The sequence below is a fragment of the Kushneria konosiri genome (assembly GCF_002155145.1).
Lineage (GTDB): Bacteria > Pseudomonadota > Gammaproteobacteria > Pseudomonadales > Halomonadaceae > Kushneria > Kushneria konosiri.
Genome location: NZ_CP021323.1, coordinates 2716665 through 2743214 on the forward strand (window position 1 = coordinate 2716665; position 26550 = coordinate 2743214).

Sequence of the window (26550 nt, forward strand, 5' to 3'; positions counted from 1 at the left end):
AACAGCAGTGTTTCTTTTCTCATCTGTACAGTATCGGTGCCAGCCTGATCCCTGGCTGTGCCGTTACGTTAAGTGACAGTATAGATGGTTGAATCAGCAAAATTCACGCTTTTGCATCCAACCATTGGACAGGCCACCTGCAAGGGCCAGCAGCGGTCTGCCACACCCGGTTTCCTGGCTTCACATCACAGAGGACTCGACCTGGCTGTTACAGGAAAGCATCAGCGGCCGGGAGAGGATGACTCCGCCATGATCGGTCCCAGCATCTGCATGAAGTGCTCGCCACGCTCGAGCTGTTCCAGCGAGATGAACTCATCGGCCCGATGGGCCTGTTCGATGCTGCCAGGACCACAAATGACGGCCTGCAGGCCGGCCCGCTGAAACTGCCCGGCTTCGGTGGCATAGGCAACGGCCTGTCCGGGATCACGAACCCCCAGCTTTTCCAGCAACGCCAGCGCCTCATGGTTGTCGCGATTTTCCAGTCCCGGCACGGTCTCGGTCAGCGTGGTGGTCTCGATGGCAAAATCGGTATTGACGGCCTTGAGGGTGGCTTCAAGCTCATCGCTGTATTCGCGAAAGCGCTGATAGACGGCCTCAAAGCCTTCCTCGGGCAGATGACGAATCTCCCAGTCAAACTCGCAGTGCTGCGCCATGATGTTGATGGCGTTGCCGCCTCTGATGGTGCCTACATGGAGGCTTGAGTGGGGCACGTTGAAGGCATCATCCAGCGACCCTTCTTCGGCCAGTTCGCTCATGATGTCCTCGATGCGACTGACAAGACGTGCGCCAACATGAATGGCCGAGATGCCCTGGTTCACCTGACTGGAGTGAGACGGCACGCCATGGATCACGGTTCTAAGCGTGGTAATGCCCTTTTGCAGAATCACCGGCGCCATCAGGGTCGGCTCGCCCACAATGACGGCAGACGGGGCAGGGTAGTGCCTGACCAGATGCTCGATCATTCGGGGCGCGCCCAGGCAGCCGATCTCTTCATCGTAGGAAAACGCCAGCCAGATGGGGCGTTCAAGCTCGCGCCGCGACCAGTCCGGCACACCTGACAGTGCACAGGCCAGAAAGCCTTTCATGTCGCAGCTGCCACGGCCATAAAGACGCCCCTCCCGTTCGGTCAGGGTGAAGGGATCGCTTTGCCATGTCTGGCCCTCGACGGGGACAACATCGGTATGACCGGATAGCACGACGCCTCCGGGCACCTCCGGGCCGATCCGGGCCAGCAGGTTAAAGCGCTCGCCATCATCGCTGGCAATTCGCTCGTGGCTGACACCATAAGCGTCGAGATACTGTTCGACCCACTCGATCAGGGCCACATTGGACTGTCGGGACAGGACGTCAAAACCAACGAGGGTGGCGAGAATGTCCCGGGCAGTGGCAGGCAGTGAGTCAGGTGTGGTCGTCATGGCGCTCTCGATATCCGACAAAAAAGGGATGACCTGCCGGTATCAAAAAGGACAGGTCCTGAAGGAAAGTGTAACGCAGCCCTGCCGAGATGAAATATCACCGACTGCCGGGAACTTCTGCCGACTTTCGTGCGTGACTTTTCTGATATGATCGAAACGGTCTCGGTCGACACCCACTTCGCGTGATCCGCGAATGTCGATAGACCGTGTCGCGTGATCCGCGATCAGATTGACTTTGTATGTGCCACGTCAACTGCTTTTTCGATAGCGACCTTCCCATGAATAATGCCAATTCAAACGGACCATCGACGTCCGTGACGCGTCCGTTGGGCGCCCGTGATATCAAGACACTGGGGCTTTCCGCACTGGGTGGTGCGCTTGAGTTCTACGATTTCGTGATTTTTGTTTTCTTTGCAAGCGTGGTCGGTCAGCTCTTCTTTCCGGCTGACATGCCCGAGTGGCTGCGTCTGGTACAGACCTTCGGCATCTTTGCCGCCGGCTATATTGCCCGGCCCATTGGCGGCGTCATCATGGCGCACTTTGGTGATCGACTGGGGCGCAAGAAGATGTTCATGCTCTCCATCATGCTCATGGCGTTACCGACGCTGATCATGGGCCTTTTGCCCACTTACGCCACCATCGGCTATCTGGCCCCGATCCTGCTGCTGGCCATGCGCATGCTGCAAGGGGCGGCCATCGGCGGTGAAGCGCCGGGTGCCTGGGTATTTGTGACCGAACACGTGCCGGCACGTCATACCGCCTTTGCCACCAGCACCCTGTCGGCTGGTCTGGTTGCCGGGATTTTGCTGGGGTCCTTTATGGCGACCGGTCTGAACTACGTCATGAGTGATGAGACCCTTCACAGCTGGGGCTGGCGCGTACCGTTTCTGGTCGGTGGCGTGCTGGGCTTCGTGACGCTTTATCTGCGCCGTTATCTGCACGAGACGCCGGTATTCACCGAAATGCAGGAGAACAAGGCCCTTTCCGAAGAGCTGCCCATGCGCACCCTGCTTCGGGACTACCTGCCCGGTGTGGCCATTTCCATGATTGCAACCTGGCTTTTGACCGCTGCCGTGGTCGTCACGATTTTGATGACGCCAACGCTTTTGCAAAGCTTTGCCGGCATTGATCGCGGCCTGACCCTGCAGGCCAACTGTGTGGCGATCGTCTGTCTGATCATTGGCTGTCTCAGTGCCGGGGCACTGGCGGATAAAATCGGGGATGGGATCGTGCTGATGCTCTCCTGCGCGGGTCTTGGCATTACCTACTTCTATTTCTTCTGGTTGATGCACCATGACGTCTCAATGCTGTTTCCGCTCTACGCACTGGTAGGCTTTTTCGGCGGTCTGACCGGGATCGTGCCGGCCATTGCGGTCAAGTCGTTTCCCGCCGCCATTCGCTTCACGGGGCTTTCGTTTTCCTACAACGTGGCCTATGCCATTGCCGGGGGCCTGACGCCGATGATCGTGACGACCTCGATCGAAACACTGCCGATGTCGCCTGCCTGGTATGTGGCCGGCGTCATGAGCGTGGGCGTCGTCATGGGCCTCATGCTGGCCAGGCGCCATTACCGTTACCGCGCTCAGGTCGCACACTAGGCCGACCTTTCCTGTCCGGCACTTATCAGCCAGGCTCATTCGAGCCTGGCTTTTTTATGGCCGTGGATGGCCGCAGGGTCGGACCATGGCGTCATGGACAATCTTTCAGGGAGAAGCAGATGGAGATTACGCTCAAGGGCAGGACGGCACTGGTCACCGGCGCCAATCGCGGTATCGGAGCACACATGGCCGAGTCGCTCGCCCGTGCCGGGGCCAATGTGGCCTTTCACACCCGCAAGCCGCGAGACGAGGTCAACGAGACTGCCGAGCGGCTCGCCCGCGAATGTGGCATCAAGACCGGCGTGGTGGTGGCGGATTTAAGTGACCCGCAGGCCGTGGATGACATGTTCGAGCAGTTTGACGATCAGTTCGACCAGATCGACATCCTGATCAACAATGCCGGCTTTGAAAACGCCCACGCGCTGGAAGACATGCCGCGCGAGGACTGGCAGGCCCTGATGAACGTCAATCTCAACGCGCCGTTTTACTGCTCGCAGCACGCCGCGCGACGCATGAAAAAGGCCGGACAGGGCGGCGTCATCATCAATGTGCAATCCATTCACGATGAGGTGGTCAGAAAGGGCGTCGCGCACTATAGCGTTGCCAAGGCCGGCCTCAAGACCCTGACGCGGGCGGCAGCCGTGGAGTGGGGCGAATACGGCATTCGCGTGGTCGGGCTTTCTCCCGGTGCCATCAGCACCGACATCAACCAGGAAGACAACGAACGCCTGGGGATCGACAACATGAACAGCTGGATTCCGCTGGGGTTCATTGGGGAGACGAAGGACGTTGCCGGGGTTACGGTGTTTCTGTGCTCAGAGCAGGCGCGCTATATCACCGGCACCACGCTCTATGTCGATGGCGCCTTCATGCATAACGTCATGCGCTATGACATGCGCCCGGACCATGATCTCGGCGTCTGACGGCAGGATTGGCACGATTCACCTTTAAAAATGAGCCCGGGTGCCAAGGCACGCGGGCTTGTTGGCGCTAAACGCTTCGCAGCCTTTAGCGGTGCAGGTAGGATAGGTGGCCCCCACCGTCTGCTGTGTCTCCGGGAGCGCAATGTTTACTGTCCTGCATGCCAACCATCTCGAGGATCTGCGCGATCTTGCCACGGCGCTGTCGGAGCGCGACCCGCTGGGTCCGCTTGAAGATGAGACCTTTCTGGTGCAGTCCAACGGCATGGCGCAGTGGCTGCAGCTCTGTCTGGCACAGCATCATGGCGTGGCAGCATCACTGGATTTTCCGCTGCCTTCGAGCTTTGTCTGGCGTGCCTACCGAGCCGTGCTGGGCGATGACATTCCCAAACGCTCGCCGTTTGACAAGGGGCCGATGACCTGGCGACTGATGCGTCTGTTGCCTCGTCTCTTGCGTCAAGGCGAGTTTGCACCGCTGGCCCACTATCTCGATGACGAAATTACCCTCGACGATCAAATCGATGGCGTAGTGCCCTGTGGTGAACGCAAGAGCTATCAGCTTGCCTCCCGGCTGGCGGATCTCTTTGACCAGTATCTGGTCTACCGGCCTGACTGGATGGCGGCCTGGGCGAAGGGTGAGAAGGCGCCTTTTGATATGGCCCCGGTGGATCACTGGCAGCCCGTGCTCTGGCGTGCCCTGCTGGAAGATGCCTCTGATCAGGCCCGTCGTCATCACCGCGCGGCGCTGCATGATCAGTTTCTGGTACAGGCGCGCGCGCTGACCTCTGTCCCGAAAGAACTGCCGCGTCGCCTGTTCGTGTTTGGCATCTCAGCGCTGCCGTTTCAGCTGCTTGAAGCCCTGCATGCCCTGTCCGGCGTGATGGATATCGTGCTGATGGTGGCCAATCCGTGTCGCTTCTACTGGGGCGACATCGTCGCCGATCGCGAAGCGCTGCGGGCGCAGCTGCGTCGCGACAGTCATCGACAGCGTCATCAGGATGCGCCCACCCTCGAGGGGCTGGACGGCGAGACGCTGCATCTCAGCGCCAATCCGCTGCTGGCCGGCTGGGGCGCGCAGGGGCGTGATTTCATCGAGGCGCTTTACGACTTCGAGGCCGACAACGCCTTTGACATGGAACACGATATTTTCCGTGATCCACAGTCGGAGGCTAATCCGAGCCTTTTACATCAGCTTCAGCAGGAGGTGCTGGACCTGGTACATCCGGCCCGGCGCGCCGAAGAGGCGGGCGACAAGCGCCTGGTTCAGCCGGAGGATCGCTCGCTTGCCTTTACGCGTGCCCATTCACCGCTGCGGGAAGTCGAGATTCTTCATGATCAGATGCTGGATGCCTTCGACCGGGATTCGGACCTTCGCCCGCGGGACATGGTCGTGCTGGTGCCGGACATTGAACGTTATGCCCCGCTGATCGACGCCGTGTTCGGCCAGATTCCACGTGATGACGCCCGCTATATCCCCTATACCGTCTCCGACCGGATTGCCTCGGGTGCAAGTCCCCTGATGAGTGCGGCGCTGTCACTGCTGGAGCTGCCCGAGCGGCGTTTGGGCGTCGGCGAGGTGCTCGACTGGTTGGAGGTGCCGGCCTTTCGGCGGCGTTTCAACATCGAGGAAGAGGAGCTTGAAAGGCTGGCACAGTGGCTGGCTGGTAGCGGCGTGCGCTGGGGACTCGATGGTGAGCATCGCGATACGCTGGACCTGCCGGGGCTTTCGGAAAATACCTGGCAGTTCGGGCTGGATCGCATGATGCTTGGGTTCGCCATCGGCGAGGGCAGCTTCGACGACATCCAGGCCTATGATGAGATCGGCGGTCTGGAGGCCGATCTGGCCGGCCGTCTGGCCGAGTTGATGATGCGCCTTAAATACTGGTATCAACATCTCAGGACGCCTGTGGACATCGATGACTGGGTGGCGCGCCTGGAAGAGATGCTCGAGGCGCTCTTTGCCCCCATTGAGCAGGACGATTTCGATATTCTTGAGCGCCTTTCCAGAGCTGCCCGCACGCTGGCCGAGGAGGGCGAATGCGCCGAGTTTGGCGAGGTGCTGCCGCTGGCGGTGTTTCGCGAGGCGCTGACCGACCGGCTGGATGAGGGCGGTCTGGCTCAGCGCTTTCTGGCCGGGCGGGTCAACTTTGCAACGCTCATGCCCATGCGCGCCATTCCATTTCGCCATACCTGGCTTTTAGGAATGAACGACGGCGACTACCCGCGGGTGCGGCTGCCGCAGGACTTTGACCTGATGGCCACCCGTCACCGCAGCGGCGATCGTTCACGTCGCGATGATGACCGTTACCTGATGCTGGAGGCGATGCTGGCCACACGTGAGGCGCTGACCATCTCCTGGGTCGGGCGCGATCAACGTGACAACAGCGAACGCGCGCCCTCGATTCTGGTCAGCGAGCTGCTCGATACGCTGTCGATGGGCTGGCGCGTCGAAACAGACGATAACGAGGCGGCGCTGTTCGAGCGCCTGATCACGACCCATCCGCTGCAGCCCTTCGCACGAGCCTATTTCGACCCGGACCGGGAAGCAGATCCCACCGGGCGACTGTTCACCTTCGAGCGAGGCTGGGAGAGCGTGCATCACCCCGCACCGGCCAGGGCCATCGAGCCGCTGATGGCGGCGACACCGCCTGAGGAGGCGGCAGGCCTTGATGATCTGGAGCGGCTTTTGAGGCGGCCCTGGTCGATCTGTACGGCCGGGCGGCTGGGTATTCATTTTCATCCTGTTGCCGTGGTGGAAGAAGATGCCGAGCCCTTCGCGCTGGACGGGCTTGAGCATTTCAGCTTCAAAAGGCACCTGCTGGAAGGAGCCTGCCGCGAACGCGATCTGGGCGAGATGATGGAGGAAGCGCGCCGCAAGGGCATGCTGCCGGCGCTGGGCTTCGGCGAACGGCTGGCGGAGGAGTTGATCAAGCCCCTGAGACAACAGCTTGGCCAGTGGCACGAATTGACAGATGGCCTGACACCGGTCGAGGCCATACGCGTTGAGATGATCAATGACGCTGGCAAGGCCGTGTTGTCCGATCGCATCGATGGTCTATGGCGCGACGAGGCCGGCGGGCTTCATCATTGTGTGCTGGCGCCGGCCCACTTTGGCCACTTCCGCCGGGACCGAAGTGGACGGCTGACGCAGTACGGCAAGCCGCATCGACTGATCCGCGCCTGGCTTGAGCATCTGGCGCTTGCCGGGATGGGGGAGCGTGTCGTGACCATGGTGCTCTTTGAAGACCGCGAACTGGTATTTGAAGCGGTCTCGTTCGAGCAGGCGCAGGACACGCTCTGCTCGCTGTGCCAGCAGTGGCGCCAGGCCGGCGACGCTCCTTTGCCCACGGCACTGGAGCCGGCCATGGAGTACTTTGCCGGCTGGCCCCGATACGTTGATGAGACTTGCGAAAGCGAATATCGCGAAGCGGGGCTTGGCCGGGCGCAGGCCTGCCATGAAGAGGCTCGTTTTAACGGTCCGGCACCTCTGCGTGAGCGCGAACCCATGATGGGGGAGCTCTGGCCACGCTTTGACGATCTTTATGAGGCCGGTTTCGAAGCCGCCACCCGGGCGCTGTATACGCCTTTCATGAGCGCACTGGCTGCGCTGGTGGATGGCAGCCCCGCAAATGAGTCGGAGGCTTAAAGCCCCAGCTGATTGAGCCCCGGATGATCCTGCGGGCGCGGGCCGGGTGCGGGCCAGCGGAAGCGACGCTCATCGGCTTCGATGGGAATCTCGTTGATGCTGGCTTCGCGACGCACCATCAGGCCGTGCTCGTTGAATTCCCACATCTCGTTGCCGTAGGCGCGATACCACTGATCGGAGCGGTCGCGCCACTCGTACTGAAAGCGCACGCCGATGGTGTTGTCGGTAAAGGCCCAGAGCTCCTTGCAGAGCCGGTAGTCGAGTTCACGCTGCCACTTGCGATGTAAAAAGGCAGTAATGGCTTCACGCCCCTGAAAGAATTCGGTGCGATTGCGCCAGCGTGAATCCTCGCTGTAGGCGCCGGCGACCCGTTCGGGCTGGCGGGTATTCCAGGCATCTTCTGCGGCACGCACCTTGGCGCGGGCGCTGTCCATGTCAAAGGGGGGAAGCGGGGGACGGCTTTCCATGCGCGGACTCCATCACATGAAGGAACAGGAACCTTCAGGCTAGCATGTTCACGCGGGCATTTTACACGAGGGCAGCGCATGACACGGCGGGGAGATCGTGAGGCTGCTATCCTTGTCGTCATTATTCCCGTTTCTCCTTGTCGGAGTGTTCGAATGCGTCATCTCGATCTGCAGGTGATCCAGCAGGCTCGCGAATGGGCCTGCACCCATGAAACGATCTGGCTGTGTACCGTGCTTGGCACCTATGGTTCCTCGCCTCGTGCGCCCGGCTCGATGCTGGTGGCCACACAGGAAGGTCACCATGTCGGCTCGCTGTCCGGCGGCTGTGTCGAGGAGGCCTTCATCGAAAGCCTTCAGGATGGCGCCTTTTCACGTCCGGCCACCATCGTGCGCTACGGTGAAAGTCAGGAAGAAAGTCAGCGACTACAGCTGCCCTGCGGCGGGGTGCTGGAAGTGCTCATCGAGCGTCTGGACGTCACTGATGAGCTGAAGGTGCATCTGGAAGTGCTGGAAGCAACGCTTCTGGGGCGCAAGCGTCTGGTTCGCAGGGTCAACCCGGAAACCGGACGCTATCGCGTCGTGCTCGACGAGTCGCCCAACGGGCCCGCCGTAACACGTGATGACCAGGGGCAGGTCGAGATCCGCGTCGGCCCGGCCCTGAGGCTGATTCTGGCCGGCATCTCGCCGGTAGCCGGTTTTTGTGCCCAGTTTGCCCGTGCGCTGGGGTATGAGGTGATTGTCTGCGATCCGCGTGACGAGGTGCGGCGTGAGTTTATCGCCGCCGGTCATGCCGAGGGCATTGAGGTGCAGGCAGTGTTGCCGGCGCTGTTTATTGCCTCGGGCGCCTGTCATGAGGCCACCGCCGTAGTGGCGCTGACCCACGACCCGCGCATCGATGATCCGGCCATGGTGGAGGCCGTCAGAACGCCCGCGTTTTATATCGGCGTGATGGGGTCAAAAAGAACCTCACAAAAGCGCGCCGAGCGACTCAAGCGCTCCGGTGGTCTCAATGACGAGGAAATTGCCCGGATTCACATGCCGATCGGCATGGACCTGGGCAGCAAGGCGCCGGCTGAAATTGCCCTGTCTGTCGTGGCTGACGTCATGCGAATTTATAACGGCAAGGCGGGCGAGACGCACCTCGCGGCCGTGCCCGTGGCCGCTGCGGTCTGATGGACGAGACTCGCCACGATCAAATGAGTGATGCCCCGCAGGTCGTGGGGCTGATTCTGGCCGCGGGGTATAGTCGTCGATTCGGCGGCGACAAGCGTCTGGCCCCGTTCAACGGACAGACACTGCTGGCAGCCACAGCGGCCAGACTGGCACCTCACGTGGCCACCATGGCCGTCATGTTGCGCCATGGTGAATCCATTGCGCCCTTCGGATTGCCATTTGATGCGTACGTCATGCAGGCCCCTTCATCGCCCATCGGGATGGGAACAAGCCTGGCGGCTGCAGTGTCCGGTCTGCTTGCTTCGACCGATCCACGACACCTGCAATGTGAGGCGCTGGCGCTGATGCTGGGGGATATGCCCGATGTGCATGACGAGCCCCTTTCGGCTCTGATGGCCCATGCGGGTGGCGATATCATTGTGCGCCCGAGCCATCAGGACCGCATGGGGCATCCCGTGGTTTTCGGACGAGCATTCTGGCCGGCGCTGGCGGCACTGAGCGGGGATGAAGGTGCCCGAGTACTGCTCAAGCGTCATGCCTCGCAGGTCGTGACGCTAAAGACCAGTGATCCGGGGATTCTTGTCGATGTCGATACGTATGATGACCTGTCTTCCCTTCAATGATTTGAGATCCCATGGCTCGAGTTGCGCTTTTTGCCGACGTACAAAACATCTATTACACCGCTCGTGAGACCTTCGGCTGTCAGGTCAACTATGCCGCGCTCTGGCGACATGCCGTTGGTGAGGACACGGTTGTGGCCGCCTATGCCTACGCCATCGAACGTCACGATCCACGCCAGCAGCAGTTTCAGCATGCGCTGCGCGATATTGGTTTCACGGTGCGTCTCAAGCCGTTTATTCAGCGCCGTGATGGCAGTGCCAAGGGCGACTGGGACGTCGGGATCACGCTGGATGTGTTCGAGACGTCGCACGAGGTTGATCGGGTGGTGCTGATTTCGGGCGATGGTGATTTTTCAGAGCTGCTTGCCCGCGTACAGCAGCGCTTTGGCATCAAAACCGACGTTTATGGCGTTCAGGCGCTGACGGCCAATGCCCTCAGGCAGGCCGCCGACCGTTTTGTACCCATCGAAGGCGCACTTTTACAGAATAACCGGCGTTGAGCCGGCGTCTGTCAGGGTTTACTGCACGCTGTACTGATGGCCGGCCAGGCAGGCGGCCAGTGCACGGCGATAGGCCCCCGCCTGTAGTCGAGAGGGGGGCTCGAGCGTGGTGGTGGGGTTAAAACCGCTTTGGTCGATGGCCCATCGATGACACTGGCCGTGGTCCTGCTGTTGCTGGCGCAGCGTTTGATTCTGCATCGGGTAGGCGATGACATCAAAGATATCCATTCCGGCCATCTGCGCCTCGCGTGGAGTAGGCGTTGGGGTATAGCGCCCATCACTTTCAAGGCTTGCGAACCAGTTGCCATGCGAGACCTGATAGCGCTGCTCACCGATCCATACCGGGCGAGCATCATCAGGTAGCCCGGTGCGCTCGGTAGCAGGCGGCGCGGCGTGTGACGGTGCGGCCCCCAGTATCAAAAGGGGGAACAGCACATGGGGCAGGCAGCAAGGCAGGCGTCGATAGTTGACCATGAAAGGGCTCCATGACAGAGGGAGGGCGCCGCAGCGGGATCCCTGGCAGTCATGCCAGGATATATGACAGGAGCACACAGCACCATGATTCGTCATCTATCAACTGCACACGTTCGCCACCTGACCCTTGCCATGCAGGGGTTTGGCGCTGACCGTGATGGCCCCGAACCTGATAGCCGTACGCTTTTGAACCTGGTTCGAAGGCTCGGCCTCCTGCAGATCGACAGCGTCAACGTGCTGTGCCGGGCGCATTACATGCCGCTGTATTCGCGTTTGGGGCCTTATGATCAGGGGTGCCTGGAGCGCTTTAACCAGGGGCCGCGCACTCGACGTCGCCTGTTTGAATACTGGGGGCATGAAGCCTCGCTGATTCCTGTGGAGGATTACCCGCTCTATCGCTTTCGCATGCAGCGCGCCCGTGAAGGCGGTGGCGGGCTTTACAAGCGCCTGGCGCGTTTCTCGAGAGAGCATCCGGAGTTCGTGGATCAGGCGCTTGAGGAGATTCGCCATCGCGGCGCGCTGGCGGCGTCCGACCTGACCGGCGGTGGGCGTGGGCAGGGCAGCTGGTGGGGCTGGAGTCATGGCAAGTCAGCCCTTGAGTATCTTTTCTGGAGCGGCCAGGTGCTGGTCGCCCACCGGCGAGGCAATTTTGAACGGGTGTATGACCTGCCAGAGCGCGTCGTCGGACGCGAGGCCGTCGAGGCACCCTTGCTGTCACCCGAGCAGGCTCAAAGAGCGCTGGTCGCACGAGCGGCGCGGGCCATGGGCGTGGCCAGCGCGCGGGATATGCAGCGCTATTTTCGCCTGGATGGTCGTGAGACGAGAGCGTGCATCGAGGTGCTGGTCGAGAATGGTGAGCTTGAGCCCGTCACGGTGGAAGGCTGGACGATGCCGGCCTGGCAGCATGTCAAATCCCGGACGAGCCGTCGGGCGAGTGCGGCGACCGCACTGCTGTCGCCCTTTGATCCTCTGATGTGGGACCGCGAGCGCGCTGCCCGTGTGTTTGATTTTCACTATCGCATCGAAATCTATACGCCGTCGCATCTGCGCCAGTATGGCTATTACGTGCTGCCTTTCATACTGGCCGGTCAGATGGCCGCCCGGGTCGATCTCAAGGCCGAGCGCGCTTTCGGTGTGCTGCAGGTAATCAGCGCCCATCCCGAGCCGAATATCTCCATGGAGAGACTGGCACCGGCACTTTTTGAAGAGCTTTTGCGACTGGCTCGATTTCTGGGGCTTGTGCGTGTGCAGATAATGGGCAGTGGCGCGCTTGATCAAGCGCTTGAAGCCGCATCCGACGAGGCATGAAAGGATCAGGAAGGGCTGTTACTGGCGCCTCGTCAGGCGTATGGTAAATGTCATACAACTTCACATCATGACCAGCATCGACAAGACCATGTCTTCTGATTCGATGGCGGGAGCAACGCCCGCCGGTACCAACCTTCGCATTATTGCCATCGTCAGCTCTACCTTTGTCAGCATGCTCTGTATCGGGATGACGCTGACGGTGCTGCCGCCCTGGATGAACGGCCCGCTGGGCTTCGATGCCGTCACGGTAGGGGCGGTCATCAGTCTTCAGTTTGTGGCCACACTCCTGTCTCGACCCTTTTCCAGCCAGATGGCCGACCGCCTTGGCGCCAAGCGCGTGGTGCTGCTGGGCATGAGCGGCTGCGCGCTCAACGGCGCCCTGATTCTGATGGCGGTGCTTTGTATCCGGTGGCCGCTTGCAAGCCTGGTATTGTTGATCCTGAGTCGTCTGGTGCTGGGAGTTTCTCAGGGCATGATCGGAACGGGGTCGCTGAGCTGGGGCATCGGGCTGGTGGGGCCGGCGCTGATGAGCAAGGTAATCTCCTGGAATGGCATCGCAGGATTTGGTGCCCTGGCCATCGGCGCGCCGCTTGGCGCCGTACTTGCGCAAAGCCTTGGCGTGATGAGCATGGGGCTTTTTATCGTGTTGATCGGGTGTCTGGCACTGGCGCTGGCCTGGCGACGACCGGCCTCACCGATCGTCAGCGGCAAGCGGGTACCCTTTGCGCGCGTCTTTCGTGTGGTCGCCCCCTATGGCGGCGCACTGGCGCTGAGTTCGGTCGGTTATGGTGTGATCGCGACCTTCATCACCCTTTATTACGCCGACCAGCAGTGGGATCACGCCGCCTGGGGGCTGAGTGCCTTTGGCGCTGCCTTTATCACGGCGCGGGTGCTGTTTGCCGGTAGCGTCAATCGTTTTGGCGGTTATCGTGTGACGCTGGTGTGCTTTATGGTCGAACTGGCCGGACTTCTGGCCCTTTGGCAGGCCACTCATCCGGGCGTTGCCTTGTTGGGCGCGATTCTGGCGGGGCTTGGGGTCTCGCTGATCTATCCGGCCCTGGGAGTGGTGGCGGTGGCCAAGATTGCCGCCACCAGCCGCAGCGCCGCACTGGGTGCCTACTCGGTGTTTCTGGACGCCGCCGTGGGTCTGACCGGGCCGCTGGCAGGGTTTATCGCCAACCGCGCCGGTTATCCAAGTATCTTTCTGGCCGCAGCGCTTTGCAGCCTGGCCGGCTGGGCGCTTTGTGCCGGACTTTACACCGTCTCGATCAGGCGGCGTGCGCGTGCCCGACGCGAGGTTCTGACAGAAGACACGGTGACATCATCTTCACCGGAGTCACGGGTTCAGGGCTGAGCCAGGCGGGCACGTTCCAGATCTTCTCTGGTATGAAGGGATAGCTGGTGCTCGAGGTCGAAATACTTCCCCCACTGTTCATCGAAGTGGCCGGGCTCAAAGCGCCCAAAGCCGCTTTCCGGCGTAAACGTCATTTCCCCGAAGTAGACCTGTCCCTGAAGGCTGTAAAGATCCACCCGTACGTAGGCGAATCCCTGTGAAAGGGTTTTGGCGCACTCGATCAGGGCTTCAAGATTGTCAGGCCTTGTCGGCAAGCGCGACGCCGAGCTGTTGGCGTATTTCACCTTGAGCGGCAGCCGCTGCCAGTCGGTTGTGAAATAGTCACGGCAGTGGCCATTGAAACGGTCGCTATCGACCTGAATGATACAGCGTGATGCTTCGGTGCTGTTAAAACAGTGGAGCTTGTAATCGGCCGGAATGTTGCCGCTATCATCAAGCATGAGCTGTTCAACCACCAGCTGTGGCGCAATGTTGCGATACTGGGTCTCGCGTGAGCCCATATAAAAGTTGCGACTGAGCCAGCCATCGGTCTGACGTTTCAGTTCCTTGAAGGAAAGGGCGCTCTTGTCGGTGACAATGCGATTCATGGCGCTGCCATGATTGCTCTTGATAACGAACTGTTCGGGCAGCGCTTCGAACATGTCGCGTGTCAGCACCGGATTTGACGCCAGCAGCGGGATCAGATGTTGCTGTCCCAGTCTTTGTGCCACGAAATCACGCACTGCCAGCTTGTCGGCCAGATCGCGAAAGATGGGGCGGTCAGCATCAAGCTTGAGGCACGTCAGCTTTTCGCTCCATGTACGTGGGGTCTTGAGCGATGGTGTGCGCCCGAAACGTTTTTCAAACTGTCGCACGGCTTCGCGCCGATCCGAGCGCTTGAGGCGGCGAAAGGCTTCAGAACATCGTTGACGAGTGCGAAGCAATGAGAGCGGCAATGAAGGAGCATTGTCGACCACGGATACCTTCCATGAATGCTGGCTAAAATTTGGCGGGACAATAGCAGGATCAGTCGTGTTGTTAATTAAGCAATTGTTAAGAAATATAAATTTTACCCCGTGCCAGCTACCTTTCGGGGTGGTGTTGACGTATTGCATGTTTTGACGCCGGTCAGAGACTCTAAACCCCCGCAACGTCCAAAAGCGGAGACAGTCATGAGTGATAACACCCCGCAGCAGCCCCGTGACATCGACGATGAAACGATTGAGCTGGCCACGCACGTCTTCAATACAGCGCGCACCGGCGATGCCGGGAAGTTTCGGGAGTGGCTGGGGCAGGGGCTGCCGCCCAATATGCGCAATCACAAGGGGGACAGCCTTTTGATGCTGGCAAGCTATCACGGTCATCATGACACCGTGAAGGTATTGCTTGAGCATGGCGCCGATCCTGAAATGCGCAATGACAATGGCCAGAATCCGTTGGCGGGCGCGGCCTTCAAGAAAGATCTGGAGATGGTCCGGCTGCTGCTCAACGGTGGCGCCGAGATCGATGGCTGTTCGCCTGATGGCAAGACCGCCCTCATGTTTGCGGCCATGTTTGATCATGTCGATATCACACGGTTTTTGCTGGAAAAGGGGGCTGACCCCTCGCGACGCGAAAGCCGCGGCATGACGGCCGGTCAGCTGGCACTGGCCATGGGCGCTGAGCACACCCCGGCGCTTTTGGGGGAAACCCGCGCCGATTGAGCCCCGGAGCCGGCGCTGTCTATAAAGTGTCCCGCCATACGCGTACAATTGCCCGCCAAACGTCATCATTCACGCCCGAGCCGGCCTGCCGGCTCGGGTGCCTTTTCGGAACTTCCTCTTGCTCTCTACTGCCAATATCACCATGCAGTTTGGCCCGAAGCCGCTGTTTGAAAACGTCTCGGTCAAGTTCGGCAATGGCCATCGCTATGGCCTGATCGGCGCCAATGGCTGTGGTAAATCCACCTTCATGAAAATCCTGGGCGGCGATCTGGAGCCTTCCGGCGGTCAGGTCATGAAGGATGCCACCACACGGCTTGGCAAGCTGCGCCAGGATCAGTTTGCCTTCGAGAATGAGCGGGTCATCGATACCGTGATCATGGGCCATGAAGAGCTCTGGCACGTCGCGGCCGAGCGGGAGCGTATCTATTCCCAGGCCGAGATGTCCGAGGAAGACGGCATGAAGGTTGCCGATCTCGAAGTGCGCTATGCCGAGCTCGACGGCTATACCGCTGAAGCCCGTGCCGGTGAGCTGTTGCAGGGGCTGGGCATCGGGGATGATCAGCATCAGGACCTGATGAGCACTGTTGCCCCCGGCTGGAAGCTGCGTGTGCTGCTGGCTCAGGCGCTCTTTGCCGACCCGGATGTGCTGCTGCTCGATGAGCCGACCAACCACCTGGACATCAACACCATTCGCTGGCTTGAGGACATCCTCAAGGCGCGGCGGGCGACGATGATTATCATCTCGCACGACCGTCACTTCCTGAACAGTGTCTGCACGCACATGGCCGATCTCGATTATGGCGAGCTGCGTCTGTTCCCGGGCAACTATGACGAGTACATGATTGCCGCCACCCAGGCCCGTGAGCGCCTGCATGCCGACAATGCCAAGAAAAAGGCCGAGATTGCCGAGCTGCAGCAGTTCGTCAGCCGCTTTTCGGCCAACGCCTCAAAGGCCAAACAGGCGACCTCTCGTCAGCGCAAGATGGACAAGATTCAGCTCGAGGAGGTCAAGCCGTCCTCGCGCGTCAGCCCCTTCATCCGCTTTGAACAGAACAGGAAAATTCATCGTCAGGCACTGACGGTGGAAAACATCAGCAAGGCCTGGGATGACAATGTCCTGTTCAAGCGTTTCGGGTTGCAGGTCGAGGCCGGTGAGCGGGTGGCCATCATCGGCCCCAACGGCATTGGCAAGACCACGCTGCTCAACTGTCTGACCGGCAATATGGCCGTGGACAGCGGTGAGGTGAAGTGGACCGATGCTGCAGAAGTCGGGTATTTCGCACAGGATCACGCCGCGGATTTCGAAAGTGGCGACACGCTTTTTGACTGGATGGGGCAGTGGACCACACAGGGCGAGCAGCAGGTACGCTCGGCGCTGGGGCGGATGCTCTTTTCCAATGACGACATCGGCAAGTCGGTGCGAGTCATCTCCGGTGGCGAGCAGGGCCGCATGCTCTTTGGCAAGCTGGCGCTGCAAAAGCCTAATGTACTGGTGATGGATGAGCCGACCAATCACCTGGATATGGAGTCGATCGAGGCCCTTAACCTGGCGCTTGAGAACTATCCCGGCACGCTGATCTTTGTCAGCCACGATCGTGAGTTTGTCAGCTCGCTGGCCACGCGCATCATCGAGATGAAGGAGGACGGTATCGTCGACTTCAGCGGCAGCTATGAAGATTATCTGCGCAGCCAGGGCATCTACGGCTGATTCTGACGTGGTCGCTCGAAAAGCCCCGCCATTGGCGGGGCTTTTTGGTTCTGCTGCAGGGTATTTTCGCGCAGAGCATCATGCCGGTGATCATGAGTGCCAGTAGGCTGCACTTGATTCAGTGATTGCCCAGACATTTGCGTTTTCTTCAGTCATCTGGCCATTGGCATAACTTTTTGTGCCGAGATGGCGTTTTTTTTCATTGCCTGCCGATGGCCTTCAATGATCAAGGGTTACGCGATCGGCCTTGTTAATGAACAAAAATAACAGGCGTTCATAACCCTGGTTAGCGCATTGCCTGGAGAAACCATCAATAAATGATTTTTGGCCTCGGTCACCGTAATGACACGTAAATTCTCATTGCCTGGCAAGGGTATCCCATGGGTTTGCAGTCCCATCATGACGGGAACTATCGGGTAGCGTATGCAGCCCAATCACTCACATGCCTACCAGGAGGGAATCTTATGAGCAAGCACGGCAATGGACGGTTCGAGAAATTCAAAAGCCACATCAAGACCGAGGTTGCGGTGGCGACCAACAGCGACCGCCTGTACGAAGATGCTGAAAAACAGCGTCTGATGGTGCGCCTGATGGAGAAAAAGGGTCTCAGTCGGGAAGAGGCGGAGAAGGAAGCTGTTCAGCAGCTTCGTAATGAGTAGCTGTCTGAGCAGGGTGAATGGTATCCATCATGATCATCACATCGTTTAGGTGATGTTTGGCTCCCCCTCGCAAGGCCGGCATGTCATCTATCGGGTGGAGGTGATCACATCTCCCACCAGTGCCTTGATTCGGTCGAGATAGCTGCCGCGTGAGGGCGGCGTGGGATCCGAGGTCAAAACGATTGTCATCTCGCGCTGTGGCACCACAAACAGCACCTGCCCGCCGTAGCCCCAGCCGTAATAGACCGTTTCGTTTTCAATGATGCTGCGAAACCAGCCGTAGCCGTACTCGTCGCCGTTATAAAACGATCGTGTCCGTGGCTGCCACGATGCCTCGACCCAGGCCCCGGGGACCACCTGTTGCCCGCGGTAAGCCCCACCGGTTCGATACATCTCGCCAAAGGCCATGAGTGCCCGTGGTGTCAGCCCCATTTCGTTGCCGCCGAAGTAGATGCCCTGAGGGTCGCGTGTCCATGGCGGGATATTGATGTCCAGCGGCTCACCAAGCCACTCACGCATCAGCACCAGCGTCGAGCGTCCGGTAGTGTGGGTCAGGGCGGCCGACAGCAGATGGGTATTGCCGGTGGAATAGAGCATCTGTCCGCCCGGTTTTGAGACGAACGGGCGCGAGAGCGTGTCACGCACCCAGTTGGCGCTGGCGACCCAGGCGCCATAGTGTTGCCCGGAGGTGCGCTCAAGCCCTGCCTGCATCGACAGCAATTGACCGACGGTAATGTCGCGTATTCGCGGGTCCGCCTTGACAGGGATCTGATCAGCGGCCAGCAGTTCGACCACAGGCTGATCAACGCCTTTGATAACGCCCCTTTCGATAGCAATCCCTGCCAGGGCTGACATCACTGTCTTGGACAGCGATTTGATATTGGCTGTCTGGCTGGTGCGGTGCCCGCGATAACCCCGCTCGATCAGGGTTTTGCCCTGAATGGAGACCATGAAGGTATGAGTGCGCGGCAGGGCGCCGGCCTGATCTGCCAGCCGTGCCAGCGTTGAAGGAGCAGGCGTGATGGGTGAAGCCGATGCAGGCATCGATATCAGCCAGAACATGGCGATCATCATTAGAGGATGGCATGGACGTCGGCGTTTTGGCATGCAGGAGCACTCCCTCAGGGTGATGAGACAGATAACTCCAGTGTGATGCATGTTCAGGCTGGCCGCTTGCGATCAGGGGCATCGTTAAGGCCCAGCTGAGCCTGGTCTGAGCCCCCTGATAAATCATTCGCCGAACGCTGGGTAATACGCGCATGCTGTTGACGCTACTGATATCCCTTCACCCGACTTCGGAGGATGTGATGACGCGCCCCAATGTATTGATTCTGATGGCGGATCAGGTCAACGGCACCCTGTTCGAGGATGGACCGGCCGACTTTCTGCACATGCCCCATCTCAAGGCGCTGGCAAGCCGCAGCGTGCGATTCAAAAATGCCTACACCCCCAGCTATCTCTGTGCGCCGGGGCGAGCCGCCTTCATGTCCGGACAGCTGCCGTCGCGTACCGGTGTCTATGACAACGCCGCTGAATTCCCTTCAAGCGTGCCGACCTGGGCGCATCATCTCAGACGCGCCGGCTATCAGACCTGCCTGTCGGGCAAGATGCATTTTGTGGGGCCTGATCAGTTGCACGGGTTCGAAAGCCGCCTGACCACCGACGTCTATCCCCCCGACTTTGGCTGGACCCCGGACTACCGCCGCCCCGGCGAGCGTATCGACTGGTGGTATCACAATCTGGGCTCGGTCACCGGTGCAGGTGTGGCCGAAATCTCCAATCAGATGGAGTATGACGACGAAGTCGCCTTCCACGCCGAGCAGAAGCTTTTTGATCTCTCCCGCGGCCATGATGATCGCCCCTGGGCGATGTGTGTGAGCTTCACTCATCCTCACGATCCCTATGTGGCAAGACGCAAGTTCTGGGATCTCTACAACGACTGCGAGCATCTTGAGCCCAGACTGGCTGAGGTGCCCTATGCCCGACAGGACCCTCATTCGCAGCGGCTTTATGAAGCCAACGACTACACGAAATTCGATATCCAGCCGGAGAACGTGCGTCGCGCGCGTCAGGGGTATTTTGCCAATCTGTCGTATGTGGATGACAAGGTCGGCGGGATACTGGATGTGTTAAAGCGGACCCGCATGCTGGATAACACCATCATCATGTTTGTCTCCGATCACGGCGATATGCTCGGTGAGCGCGGCCTATGGTTCAAGATGAGCCCCTTTGAAGGCTCTTCACGTGTACCGCTGATGATCAGTGCGCCGGGGGTTGAGCCCCGCGTCGTGGAGACGCCAGTGTCGGCCATTGATGTCAATCCTACCGTGGCGGACCTGGTGGGCGTGGATCTCAGCGCCATTGCCTCCTGGACCGACGGGGAGTCGCTGGTGCCACTGATGAAGGGCGGCACGCGTGACACGCCGGTCTATATGGAATATGCCGCCGAGGGTACGATCGCGCCACTGGTCACCATTCGGGAGGGGCAGTGGAAATTCAACCACTGTGAGGTCGATCCGCCGCAGTTGTTCAATCTGGTAGATGACCCGGATGAGCAGAACAACCTTGCCAAAGACCCTGAGCACGCTGATGTGCTTGAAGCGTTTACGCAGAAGATGCGAAAGCGCTGGGACATGGCGAGCTTTGATGCCGATGTGCGTGAAAGCCAGGCGCGGCGATTGATCGTCTATGAAGCACTGCGTAACGGTCACTACTTTCCATGGGATCACCAGCCCCTGCAGGTCGCATCCGAGCGCTACATGCGCAATCACATGGATCTTAACGTGCTGGAAGAGGCGCAGCGCTTTCCGCGCGGTGAATAGAGCTCCGCCGGCCCTGCCGGTTCAGTCCTGACGAACCGGCGCCATGAAAGCGTCGAATGGGGTATCAGGAGCTTTCATGGCAGCCTCTGGCCATGGGCGTACCCTCACGGTCTGGAACACCGTAGAGGGGACGCAACATGGCATCATTCTGGGCGGGGCTGGGGCTGGGCCTTTCATTGATCATGGCCATCGGGGCTCAAAACGCCTTCGTTCTGCGACAGGGGCTGCGCGGCGAGCATCTTTTCATGGTCTGTTTGAGCTGCGCGCTCAGTGATGCGTTGCTGCTTGCATTGGGTGTCTATGGTGCGTCAACGCTGACGGAGAGATTTCCTGATCTGGATGTTGTTTTGCGTCTGGCGGGCGCGCTGTTTTTACTGACGTACGGTGTCAGGAACATGGTCGGCGCGCTGCGCGGTGGTCAGGCACTGGTGCCGAATGAGCCATCGAAAGGCTCATGGCCTCGAACACTGGCGCTATGTCTGGCGCTGACCTGGCTCAACCCTCATGTCTATCTCGATACGGTAGTGCTGGCGGGGGCCGTCTCGGCCCAACAGGCATCGAAAGGGGCCTTTCTGATGGGTGCCATCATGGCTTCCTTCCTGTTCTTTTTCACTCTGGGCCATGGCGCCGGGCGCCTTCGAGCCGTGCTGGCTCGTCCTCGCGCCTGGCAACTGCTGGAGGCCGGCATGGCACTGGTCATGTGGGGAATAGCCCTGTCACTGCTATGGCCCATGATCAGGCGGTAGGGACAGCGTCATCGTATTTTTGAGGCCATACTGAGCATGAGCGACCATCGTTGAATATCATTCATGGCATGGGTGAACAACCCTCGCTGGTGTTCATGACGACGCCACGGCATATTGCGTAACGAAAAGGCTGTTCTGCAGCATTTGTTGATTAAGGAATGATCATGTCTTTACCCATGCCTCCCTACCGCGCCGATACGGTGGGCAGCCTGCTGCGCAGCGACACCCTCAAGCATGCCCGTGAACAGCATGCTGCGGGCGCCATCGATCAAAAAGCCCTCAAGGCCGTTGAAGACGAAGAAATCACGCGACTGGTCAAAAGGCAGGAGTCTCTGGGGCTCAAGGCTGTCACGGATGGCGAACTGCGCCGCGCCTGGTGGCACTTTGATTTTCTTGAGCATCTTACCGGCGTTGAAGGATTCGAGTCCGAGCAGGGCATTCAGTTTCAGGGTCGTCAGACCCCGTCACATGGCGTACGTGTGGTGGATCGTGTCCGCTTCAATCCGCAGCATCCGATGCTTGAGCACTTTCGCTATCTCAAAGAGCAGACCACCAGCTCGATTGCCAAGATGACGATACCCAGTCCCAGCGTGCTCCATTTTCGCGGCGCCGGGCAGGTTGATCGCAGTGTCTATCCCGAGTGGGGGAGCTACTTCAACGACCTGGCCGACACCTGGCGTGACGCCATCGCGGCCTTTTACGAGGCGGGCTGTCGCTATCTGCAGCTTGATGACACGGTCTGGGCCTATCTCTGCTCTGACAGCGAACTTGAGTCGGCGCGCGAGCGGGGTATCGAGTCGCCCGAGAAGCTGCAGCATGTCTACGCTGATGTTCTCAATCGGGCGCTGGAAGGTCGGCCGGCCGACATGCATATCAGCCTGCACGTCTGTCGTGGCAATTTCCGTTCGACATGGATCAGCGAAGGCGGTTACGAGCCGGTGGCCAAAACCCTGCTGGGCAGCGTCAATGTCGATGCCTTCTTCCTGGAATATGACACCGACAGGGCCGGTGACTTCCGCCCGCTGCGCTTTCTACCGCGAGGGCATCAGCAGGTCGTGCTGGGGCTTGTGACCACCAAGACCGGCGAGCTTGAATCCGCCGAACAGATTCAGGAACGGTTGAAGGAGGCGAGCGACTATGTGCCAATGGATCAGATCTGTCTGAGCCCGCAGTGCGGTTTTGCCTCGACCCACGAGGGCAACAATCTTACCGAGGATCAGCAGTGGCAAAAGCTGGATCTGATCGTCAATCTCGCCGAGGAGTTCTGGGGCTACTGAGACACCCCTGAGTGCTTGTTTCAACGCCTGATCGAAAGCCGGTCAGGCGTTTTTTATGCGCTTTTGCATGGCGATGGCTGCACAAGCGGATGTGTCCCGCTATCGTTGTCGCATGTTCTTCTGCAAAAGGCATCTCCCTTGGCACGACCGACAGGCACGCGCAGTGCCTCACGCTATCAGGCGTCATTGCTGGAGGGCCCGGTTCTGGGCTCGCTGCTAAAATTGTCCATCCCGATCGTGCTGGCCAACATCCTGCAGTCGGGCTATCAGCTGATCGATGCCTTCTGGGTCGGCCGGCTGGGTGGACACGCGGTGGCCGCCGTTTCGGTCAGTTTCCCGGTGACCTTTTTGCTGATTGCGTTGGGGTCCGGCTTCAGCATGGCCGGCTCCACCCTGGTGGCGCAGCACATGGGGGCTGGTAATCATCACCGGGTCAATCAGGTGGCGGGGCAGACGATTTTGCTGGTGGTGGTGACCTCGTTGAGCCTCTCTTTGATCGGTATTTTGCTGGCGCCGGGCCTGTTGGGACTGTTAGGCGTCGAAGAGGACGTGTATGACGCGGCGCTGGTCTTTTTACGCATTTCAATGGCGGCCATGGTCTTCACCTTCGGCTTTTCAATGTTTCAGGCGCTGATGCGTGGAGTCGGGGAGGTACGCCTGCCGCTCTATATCGTGACCGGCACGGTGCTGTTGAATGTGGTGCTGGACCCGTTATTTATCTTCGGTTTCAACCTGGGGGTGGGAGGCGCGGCACTGGCGACGCTGGTCACCCAGGCGCTGGCGCTGGGCACCGGACTTTGGCTGCTGGTACGCGGACGTCACGGTATTGTGCTCACACGCCATGACCTGCGCCCTGATACGGTCTTCATTCGTCGTGCGCTGTCGCTGGGACTGCCGGCCTCGGTCGAGCTGTCGGCCCGGGCGCTGGGCATGAATGTGATGGTCTTTCTGGTCACGGGGTTCGGTACCGTCACCATTGCCGCCTACGGCGTGGGTACCAATATCATGGCCTTTGTGATTATTCCGGCGCTGGGGCTTTCGATGTCCACAGCGGCACTGGTGGGGCAGAACATCGGCGCCGGGCAGATTGAGCGCGCCGGGCGGATTGCCCGCCTTTCGGCCCTGATCGCGCTGGTCGCCCTGAGCGTTATCGGCCTTTTGGTCTTTACGTTTGCCCGCGAGCTGGTGGCCTTTTTCGTGCCGGGAGATGAGGCAATTATCGAGGCTGGTAGTCATTTCCTTCACATTACGTCGCTGACGTTCGGGTTTATTGGTGCCCAGATGGCACTGACCGGGGTCTTTCGGGCGGCAGGGCATACCGTGGTGGCGATGTTGCTGGCGCTGGTGTCACAGTGGGTGTTGCAGTTCCCGCTGGCCTTTATTCTGTCACGCGATACCGTCATGGGTGTGGATGGCATCTGGTGGGCCTTTCCGATCACCAACATGGTCACGGCATTGATCGCGCTGATTCTTTTCATGCGGGGGGGCTGGCAGAAGGGTCGGCTGGCAGAGCGGGAAGATCCGCTGAGTGCTCGGGTCTCCGACGACATCATCAGCAAGGGCCCCGGGCCGGGCACCTGAGTGCGCTTTCGGACGGCTCGATTAATCGACAATCAATAAAGAGGAGAGCGGCACATGGCAGACAACCACCGGTTTGATGCAGCGATGGCACAGCTGGACGCGTTGCACGCTGAAGATCCGCGCATGGAGACGGTCGACGGTGAAGAAGTGCCCTACGAGCTTTTGTACGCTCAGCGCATGAGTGAATGGCTCGAGCGGCTTGAAAGTGATGCCAGCGAGACACTGCAGCTGGCGGTGCGTGCCCAGCACCTGAAGCGTTGGGAAGTGCCGCGCGACAGCTATCCGATGGATCGCCCCGGCTATCATGCCTGGCGCACCGGTCTCAAGACGCGACAGGCCGACATGGCTGCCGATGTCTTGCGTCAGGCAGGCTATGACGAAACGGCCTGCGCCCGAGTGGCCGCGCTGGTGCGCAAGGAAGATCTGAAAAACGACGAAGAGACGCGTGCCCTTGAAGACGCCGCGTGTCTGGTCTTTTTGCAGGATTATTATGCGTCCTTTGCCGCCGAGCACGACGATGACAAGGTCATCGGGATTTTACGCAAGACCCTGCGCAAGATGTCCGCCGAGGGGCACCGTCTGGCCGGCGAGATTGTGCTGGAAGGTCGTGCCCGAGCGCTTGTTGAAAAGGCCGTTGCCATGGAGACATGCTGACAGCCAAGACACATGCAGTGTTGACCTGACAGGGTCAGGATGACATTAAAAACCCCGCCATTTGGCGGGGTTTTTTTGAGAGCGAAGGGATCAGAACTCGGCCCACTCTTCGACCTCATGGTGCTGTACGGTCGTCGGGCGTTTGAGCTCGGTTCGAGGTGATGTAGACGGTGCTCTTGTCGGCCGCACGGGTGAAGGTGTGGTTTCACTCGCTGACCTGACATCTGCCGTCGAGGCGCGGACAGGAGCACCGACATCGACCCTGAAAAACGATATTTCCTGCTGAAGCTCGGCGGCGCGATCGCGCAGGGCGCGACTGGCCATGCCTGATTCTTCAACCAGCGCTGCGTTTTGCTGGGTGACAGCGTCCATCTGGGAGACGGCCACATTGACCTGGTCGATACCGGTGGCCTGTTCACGGCTGGCCACGGCGATTTCGCTGACCAGATCAGTGACGCGCTTCACGCTCGAGACAATCTCGGTCAACGTCCGGCCCGAGCGGTTGACAAGCTCGGCCCCGGTATCCACACGTTTGACGCTTTCTTCTACCAGCTGCTTGATTTCACGGGCCGCGTTGGCGCTGCGTCCGGCGAGATTGCGAACCTCGTTGGCCACCACTGCAAACCCGCGGCCCTGTTCGCCGGCGCGTGCAGCCTCGACCGAGGAATTGAGCGCCAGAAGGTTGGTCTGGAAAGCGATCTCATCGATCAGGGAGACGATCGTGGCGATCTTGTGGCTCGAGGCGCTGATCTCGCCCATGGCAGATACAGCGTTTTGGACCACGTCGCCGCCGGTCTGGGCCTGCTGGCTGACCTCACGAACCAGTCGGTCGGCCTGAGCCGCATTGTCGGCGTTATGCCGTACCGTGGTGGTGATCTCCTCCATCGAGGCGGCCGTTTCCTCAAGACTTGCCGCCTGCTCCTGAGTGCGGCGATTAAGATCCTCGTTGCCGCGGGTAATGTTTTGAGCAGCGTCGTTGACGGCAACGGCGTTATGGCCAACCGAGCGAATGACCTCTGACATTCTGTGCTGCATGGCGGTCAGTGCCCGCAGCATGTCCCCGAACTCGTCCTTGCAGGTAATGTCAGTCTCGACAGCCAGATTGCCCTGTGCCAGCTCATTGGCGAAGTGACGTGCCTTGCCCAGCGGGGCCATGATGCCGCGTACCAGCCAGACCGACAGGGCCAGTGAAAGCACGATGGCCAGTGCAATGACACCCAGTACAACGGTCTTCAGTGCCTCATAGGCGGTGTCGCTTTGCTGATAATAAAGGCCGGCGTGGGTCACTTCGCGCTCGATCAATGCCTCAATGCCCGGAATGACCACCTTGTAATCCTGTCGGATGGCGGCGTCATTAAACGCTTCCGCGGCGAGGAAGTCGCCGGTGGCCATGATGTCCATCATGCGTTGCAGGTTGGACTGCAGGGTAGTGACGGACTGCTGTAGCTGAGTGGCCTGCTGGCGTTCTTCGGGGTCTGTTATGACGCCAAGATAGGTGGTCATGGCAGCATTGGTGATGACATCGTTTTGTGACATTTCCGCTTTTGTGGTCAGGGCCGTCGCGGGATTGCGGTCGCGCTGCTCGGCCACCATCTTGACACGGTTGCTCAATAGGGTTGCGCGCACGGCGCTCAGCTTTTCGATGGCGGTCACGTTGTATTTGTAAGTGGCTTCCAGCGCCTGCTGTGATTTGTGCGCGCTATAGATGCCCAATGCTCCCACTATCAGCAGCAACATGATGCAGATGGCCAGACTGCCCGAGAGGCGGAGTCGAACGCTCTTTTTGGGGTTCAGCATTTTATGCATTCCTCAAATGATTGATCAGATCGCTTCCGCTGCGAGTTGATCGCGCACCCGGCGCAGATTCTGGCGTGATGGAGTGGATCGAAATAATTCCAGATGTTTACGAGGCGCTATATCGACCGTTTCCGGTTTTACTCGAGCAC

General features: G+C 59.7%; 22 protein-coding genes. 16 read left to right on the forward strand and 6 right to left on the reverse strand.

Annotated features, from left to right (window positions below; all coding sequences use genetic code 11):
- Nucleotides 1–221: 221 nt before the first annotated feature.
- On the reverse strand, nt 222–1415 hold the full coding sequence (argE, locus tag B9G99_RS12565; RefSeq protein ID WP_086623464.1) for an acetylornithine deacetylase: 1194 nt from the start codon (nt 1413–1415) through the stop codon (nt 222–224).
- Between the two features lie 314 nt (nt 1416–1729).
- On the opposite strand from argE, the gene B9G99_RS12570 reads away from it, so the two are divergent.
- The 3 genes from B9G99_RS12570 (at nt 1730) to recC (ending at nt 7579) form a co-directional block, all read left to right on the forward strand.
- Nucleotides 1730–3013, forward strand: coding sequence for an MFS transporter (locus tag B9G99_RS12570; RefSeq protein ID WP_227875811.1), 1284 nt, complete (start codon nt 1730–1732; stop codon nt 3011–3013).
- Nucleotides 3014–3132: 119 nt separating this feature from the next.
- Nucleotides 3133–3936, forward strand: coding sequence for an SDR family NAD(P)-dependent oxidoreductase (locus tag B9G99_RS12575; RefSeq protein ID WP_158521501.1), 804 nt, complete (start codon nt 3133–3135; stop codon nt 3934–3936).
- Between the two features lie 142 nt (nt 3937–4078).
- Nucleotides 4079–7579: an exodeoxyribonuclease V subunit gamma gene (gene recC, locus B9G99_RS12580; protein WP_086622465.1), complete on the forward strand. Its 3501-nt coding sequence runs from the start codon at nt 4079–4081 to the stop codon at nt 7577–7579.
- Here the strand turns inward: recC and B9G99_RS12585 are convergent.
- Complete coding sequence (locus tag B9G99_RS12585) at nt 7576–8046, reverse strand: nuclear transport factor 2 family protein (RefSeq protein ID WP_086622466.1); 471 nt, start codon at nt 8044–8046, stop codon at nt 7576–7578. The genes recC and B9G99_RS12585 overlap by 4 nt on opposite strands.
- 153 nt (nt 8047–8199) lie before the next feature.
- Between B9G99_RS12585 and B9G99_RS12590 the strand changes: the two genes are divergently transcribed.
- The 3 genes from B9G99_RS12590 to B9G99_RS12600 are packed head-to-tail and all read left to right on the forward strand — an operon-like array spanning nt 8200 to nt 10339.
- Complete coding sequence (locus B9G99_RS12590) at nt 8200–9219, forward strand: XdhC family protein (protein WP_086622467.1); 1020 nt, start codon at nt 8200–8202, stop codon at nt 9217–9219.
- A gap of 23 nt (nt 9220–9242) precedes the next feature.
- The gene (locus tag B9G99_RS12595; protein WP_158521502.1) at nt 9243–9842 is read left to right on the forward strand and encodes a nucleotidyltransferase family protein; all 600 of its coding nucleotides are present in this window, start codon (nt 9243–9245) and stop codon (nt 9840–9842) included.
- A gap of 11 nt (nt 9843–9853) precedes the next feature.
- Complete coding sequence (locus B9G99_RS12600; RefSeq protein ID WP_086622469.1) at nt 9854–10339, forward strand: LabA-like NYN domain-containing protein; 486 nt, start codon at nt 9854–9856, stop codon at nt 10337–10339.
- Nucleotides 10340–10357: 18 nt separating this feature from the next.
- On the opposite strand, the gene B9G99_RS12605 is transcribed toward B9G99_RS12600, so the two are convergent.
- Nucleotides 10358–10813, reverse strand: coding sequence for a hypothetical protein (locus B9G99_RS12605; protein ID WP_086622470.1), 456 nt, complete (start codon nt 10811–10813; stop codon nt 10358–10360).
- A gap of 84 nt (nt 10814–10897) precedes the next feature.
- Here B9G99_RS12605 and B9G99_RS12610 point away from each other — a divergent pair, with 84 nt between their 5' ends.
- A complete protein-coding gene (locus tag B9G99_RS12610; RefSeq protein WP_086622471.1) occupies nt 10898–12121 on the forward strand; it encodes a winged helix-turn-helix domain-containing protein in 1224 nt (407 codons plus the stop codon).
- Nucleotides 12122–12209: 88 nt separating this feature from the next.
- Nucleotides 12210–13475, forward strand: coding sequence for an MFS transporter (locus tag B9G99_RS12615; RefSeq protein ID WP_086623466.1), 1266 nt, complete (start codon nt 12210–12212; stop codon nt 13473–13475).
- On the opposite strand, the gene B9G99_RS12620 is transcribed toward B9G99_RS12615, so the two are convergent.
- Nucleotides 13466–14431: an ATP-grasp fold amidoligase family protein gene (locus tag B9G99_RS12620; protein ID WP_158521503.1), complete on the reverse strand. Its 966-nt coding sequence runs from the start codon at nt 14429–14431 to the stop codon at nt 13466–13468. The two genes, B9G99_RS12615 and B9G99_RS12620, sit on opposite strands and share 10 nt — an antisense overlap.
- A gap of 195 nt (nt 14432–14626) precedes the next feature.
- Between B9G99_RS12620 and B9G99_RS12625 the strand changes: the two genes are divergently transcribed.
- The 3 genes from B9G99_RS12625 (at nt 14627) to B9G99_RS12635 (ending at nt 17524) form a co-directional block, all read left to right on the forward strand.
- Nucleotides 14627–15157, forward strand: coding sequence for an ankyrin repeat domain-containing protein (locus tag B9G99_RS12625; protein ID WP_086622473.1), 531 nt, complete (start codon nt 14627–14629; stop codon nt 15155–15157).
- A gap of 118 nt (nt 15158–15275) precedes the next feature.
- Nucleotides 15276–16865, forward strand: coding sequence for an ABC-F family ATPase (locus tag B9G99_RS12630; RefSeq protein ID WP_086622474.1), 1590 nt, complete (start codon nt 15276–15278; stop codon nt 16863–16865).
- 464 nt (nt 16866–17329) lie between these two features.
- Entirely contained in the window at nt 17330–17524 is a 195-nt protein-coding gene (locus B9G99_RS12635; protein ID WP_086622475.1) for a hypothetical protein, read from the forward strand.
- A gap of 87 nt (nt 17525–17611) precedes the next feature.
- Here B9G99_RS12635 and B9G99_RS12640 read toward each other — a convergent pair whose 3' ends face one another.
- On the reverse strand, nt 17612–18631 hold the full coding sequence (locus B9G99_RS12640) for a serine hydrolase domain-containing protein (RefSeq protein WP_162494980.1): 1020 nt from the start codon (nt 18629–18631) through the stop codon (nt 17612–17614).
- A 200-nt stretch (nt 18632–18831) separates the two neighbouring features.
- Between B9G99_RS12640 and betC the strand changes: the two genes are divergently transcribed.
- The 5 genes from betC (at nt 18832) to B9G99_RS12665 (ending at nt 24604) form a co-directional block, all read left to right on the forward strand.
- Nucleotides 18832–20346 (forward strand): choline-sulfatase, encoded by a 1515-nt coding sequence (gene betC / locus B9G99_RS12645; RefSeq protein ID WP_086622476.1) that lies wholly within the window; start codon nt 18832–18834, stop codon nt 20344–20346.
- A 137-nt stretch (nt 20347–20483) separates the two neighbouring features.
- A complete protein-coding gene (locus tag B9G99_RS12650) occupies nt 20484–21092 on the forward strand; it encodes a LysE/ArgO family amino acid transporter (RefSeq protein WP_086622477.1) in 609 nt (202 codons plus the stop codon).
- Between the two features lie 164 nt (nt 21093–21256).
- Nucleotides 21257–22369: a cobalamin-independent methionine synthase II family protein gene (locus B9G99_RS12655; RefSeq protein ID WP_086622478.1), complete on the forward strand. Its 1113-nt coding sequence runs from the start codon at nt 21257–21259 to the stop codon at nt 22367–22369.
- Nucleotides 22370–22507: 138 nt separating this feature from the next.
- Nucleotides 22508–23950 (forward strand): MATE family efflux transporter, encoded by a 1443-nt coding sequence (locus B9G99_RS12660; RefSeq protein ID WP_227875812.1) that lies wholly within the window; start codon nt 22508–22510, stop codon nt 23948–23950.
- Nucleotides 23951–24004: 54 nt separating this feature from the next.
- On the forward strand, nt 24005–24604 hold the full coding sequence (locus B9G99_RS12665; protein WP_086622479.1) for a DUF4202 domain-containing protein: 600 nt from the start codon (nt 24005–24007) through the stop codon (nt 24602–24604).
- Between the two features lie 90 nt (nt 24605–24694).
- Here B9G99_RS12665 and B9G99_RS17220 read toward each other — a convergent pair whose 3' ends face one another.
- Nucleotides 24695–26401 (reverse strand): methyl-accepting chemotaxis protein, encoded by a 1707-nt coding sequence (locus B9G99_RS17220; protein WP_158521504.1) that lies wholly within the window; start codon nt 26399–26401, stop codon nt 24695–24697.
- Between the last annotated feature and the right edge of the window lie 149 nt (nt 26402–26550).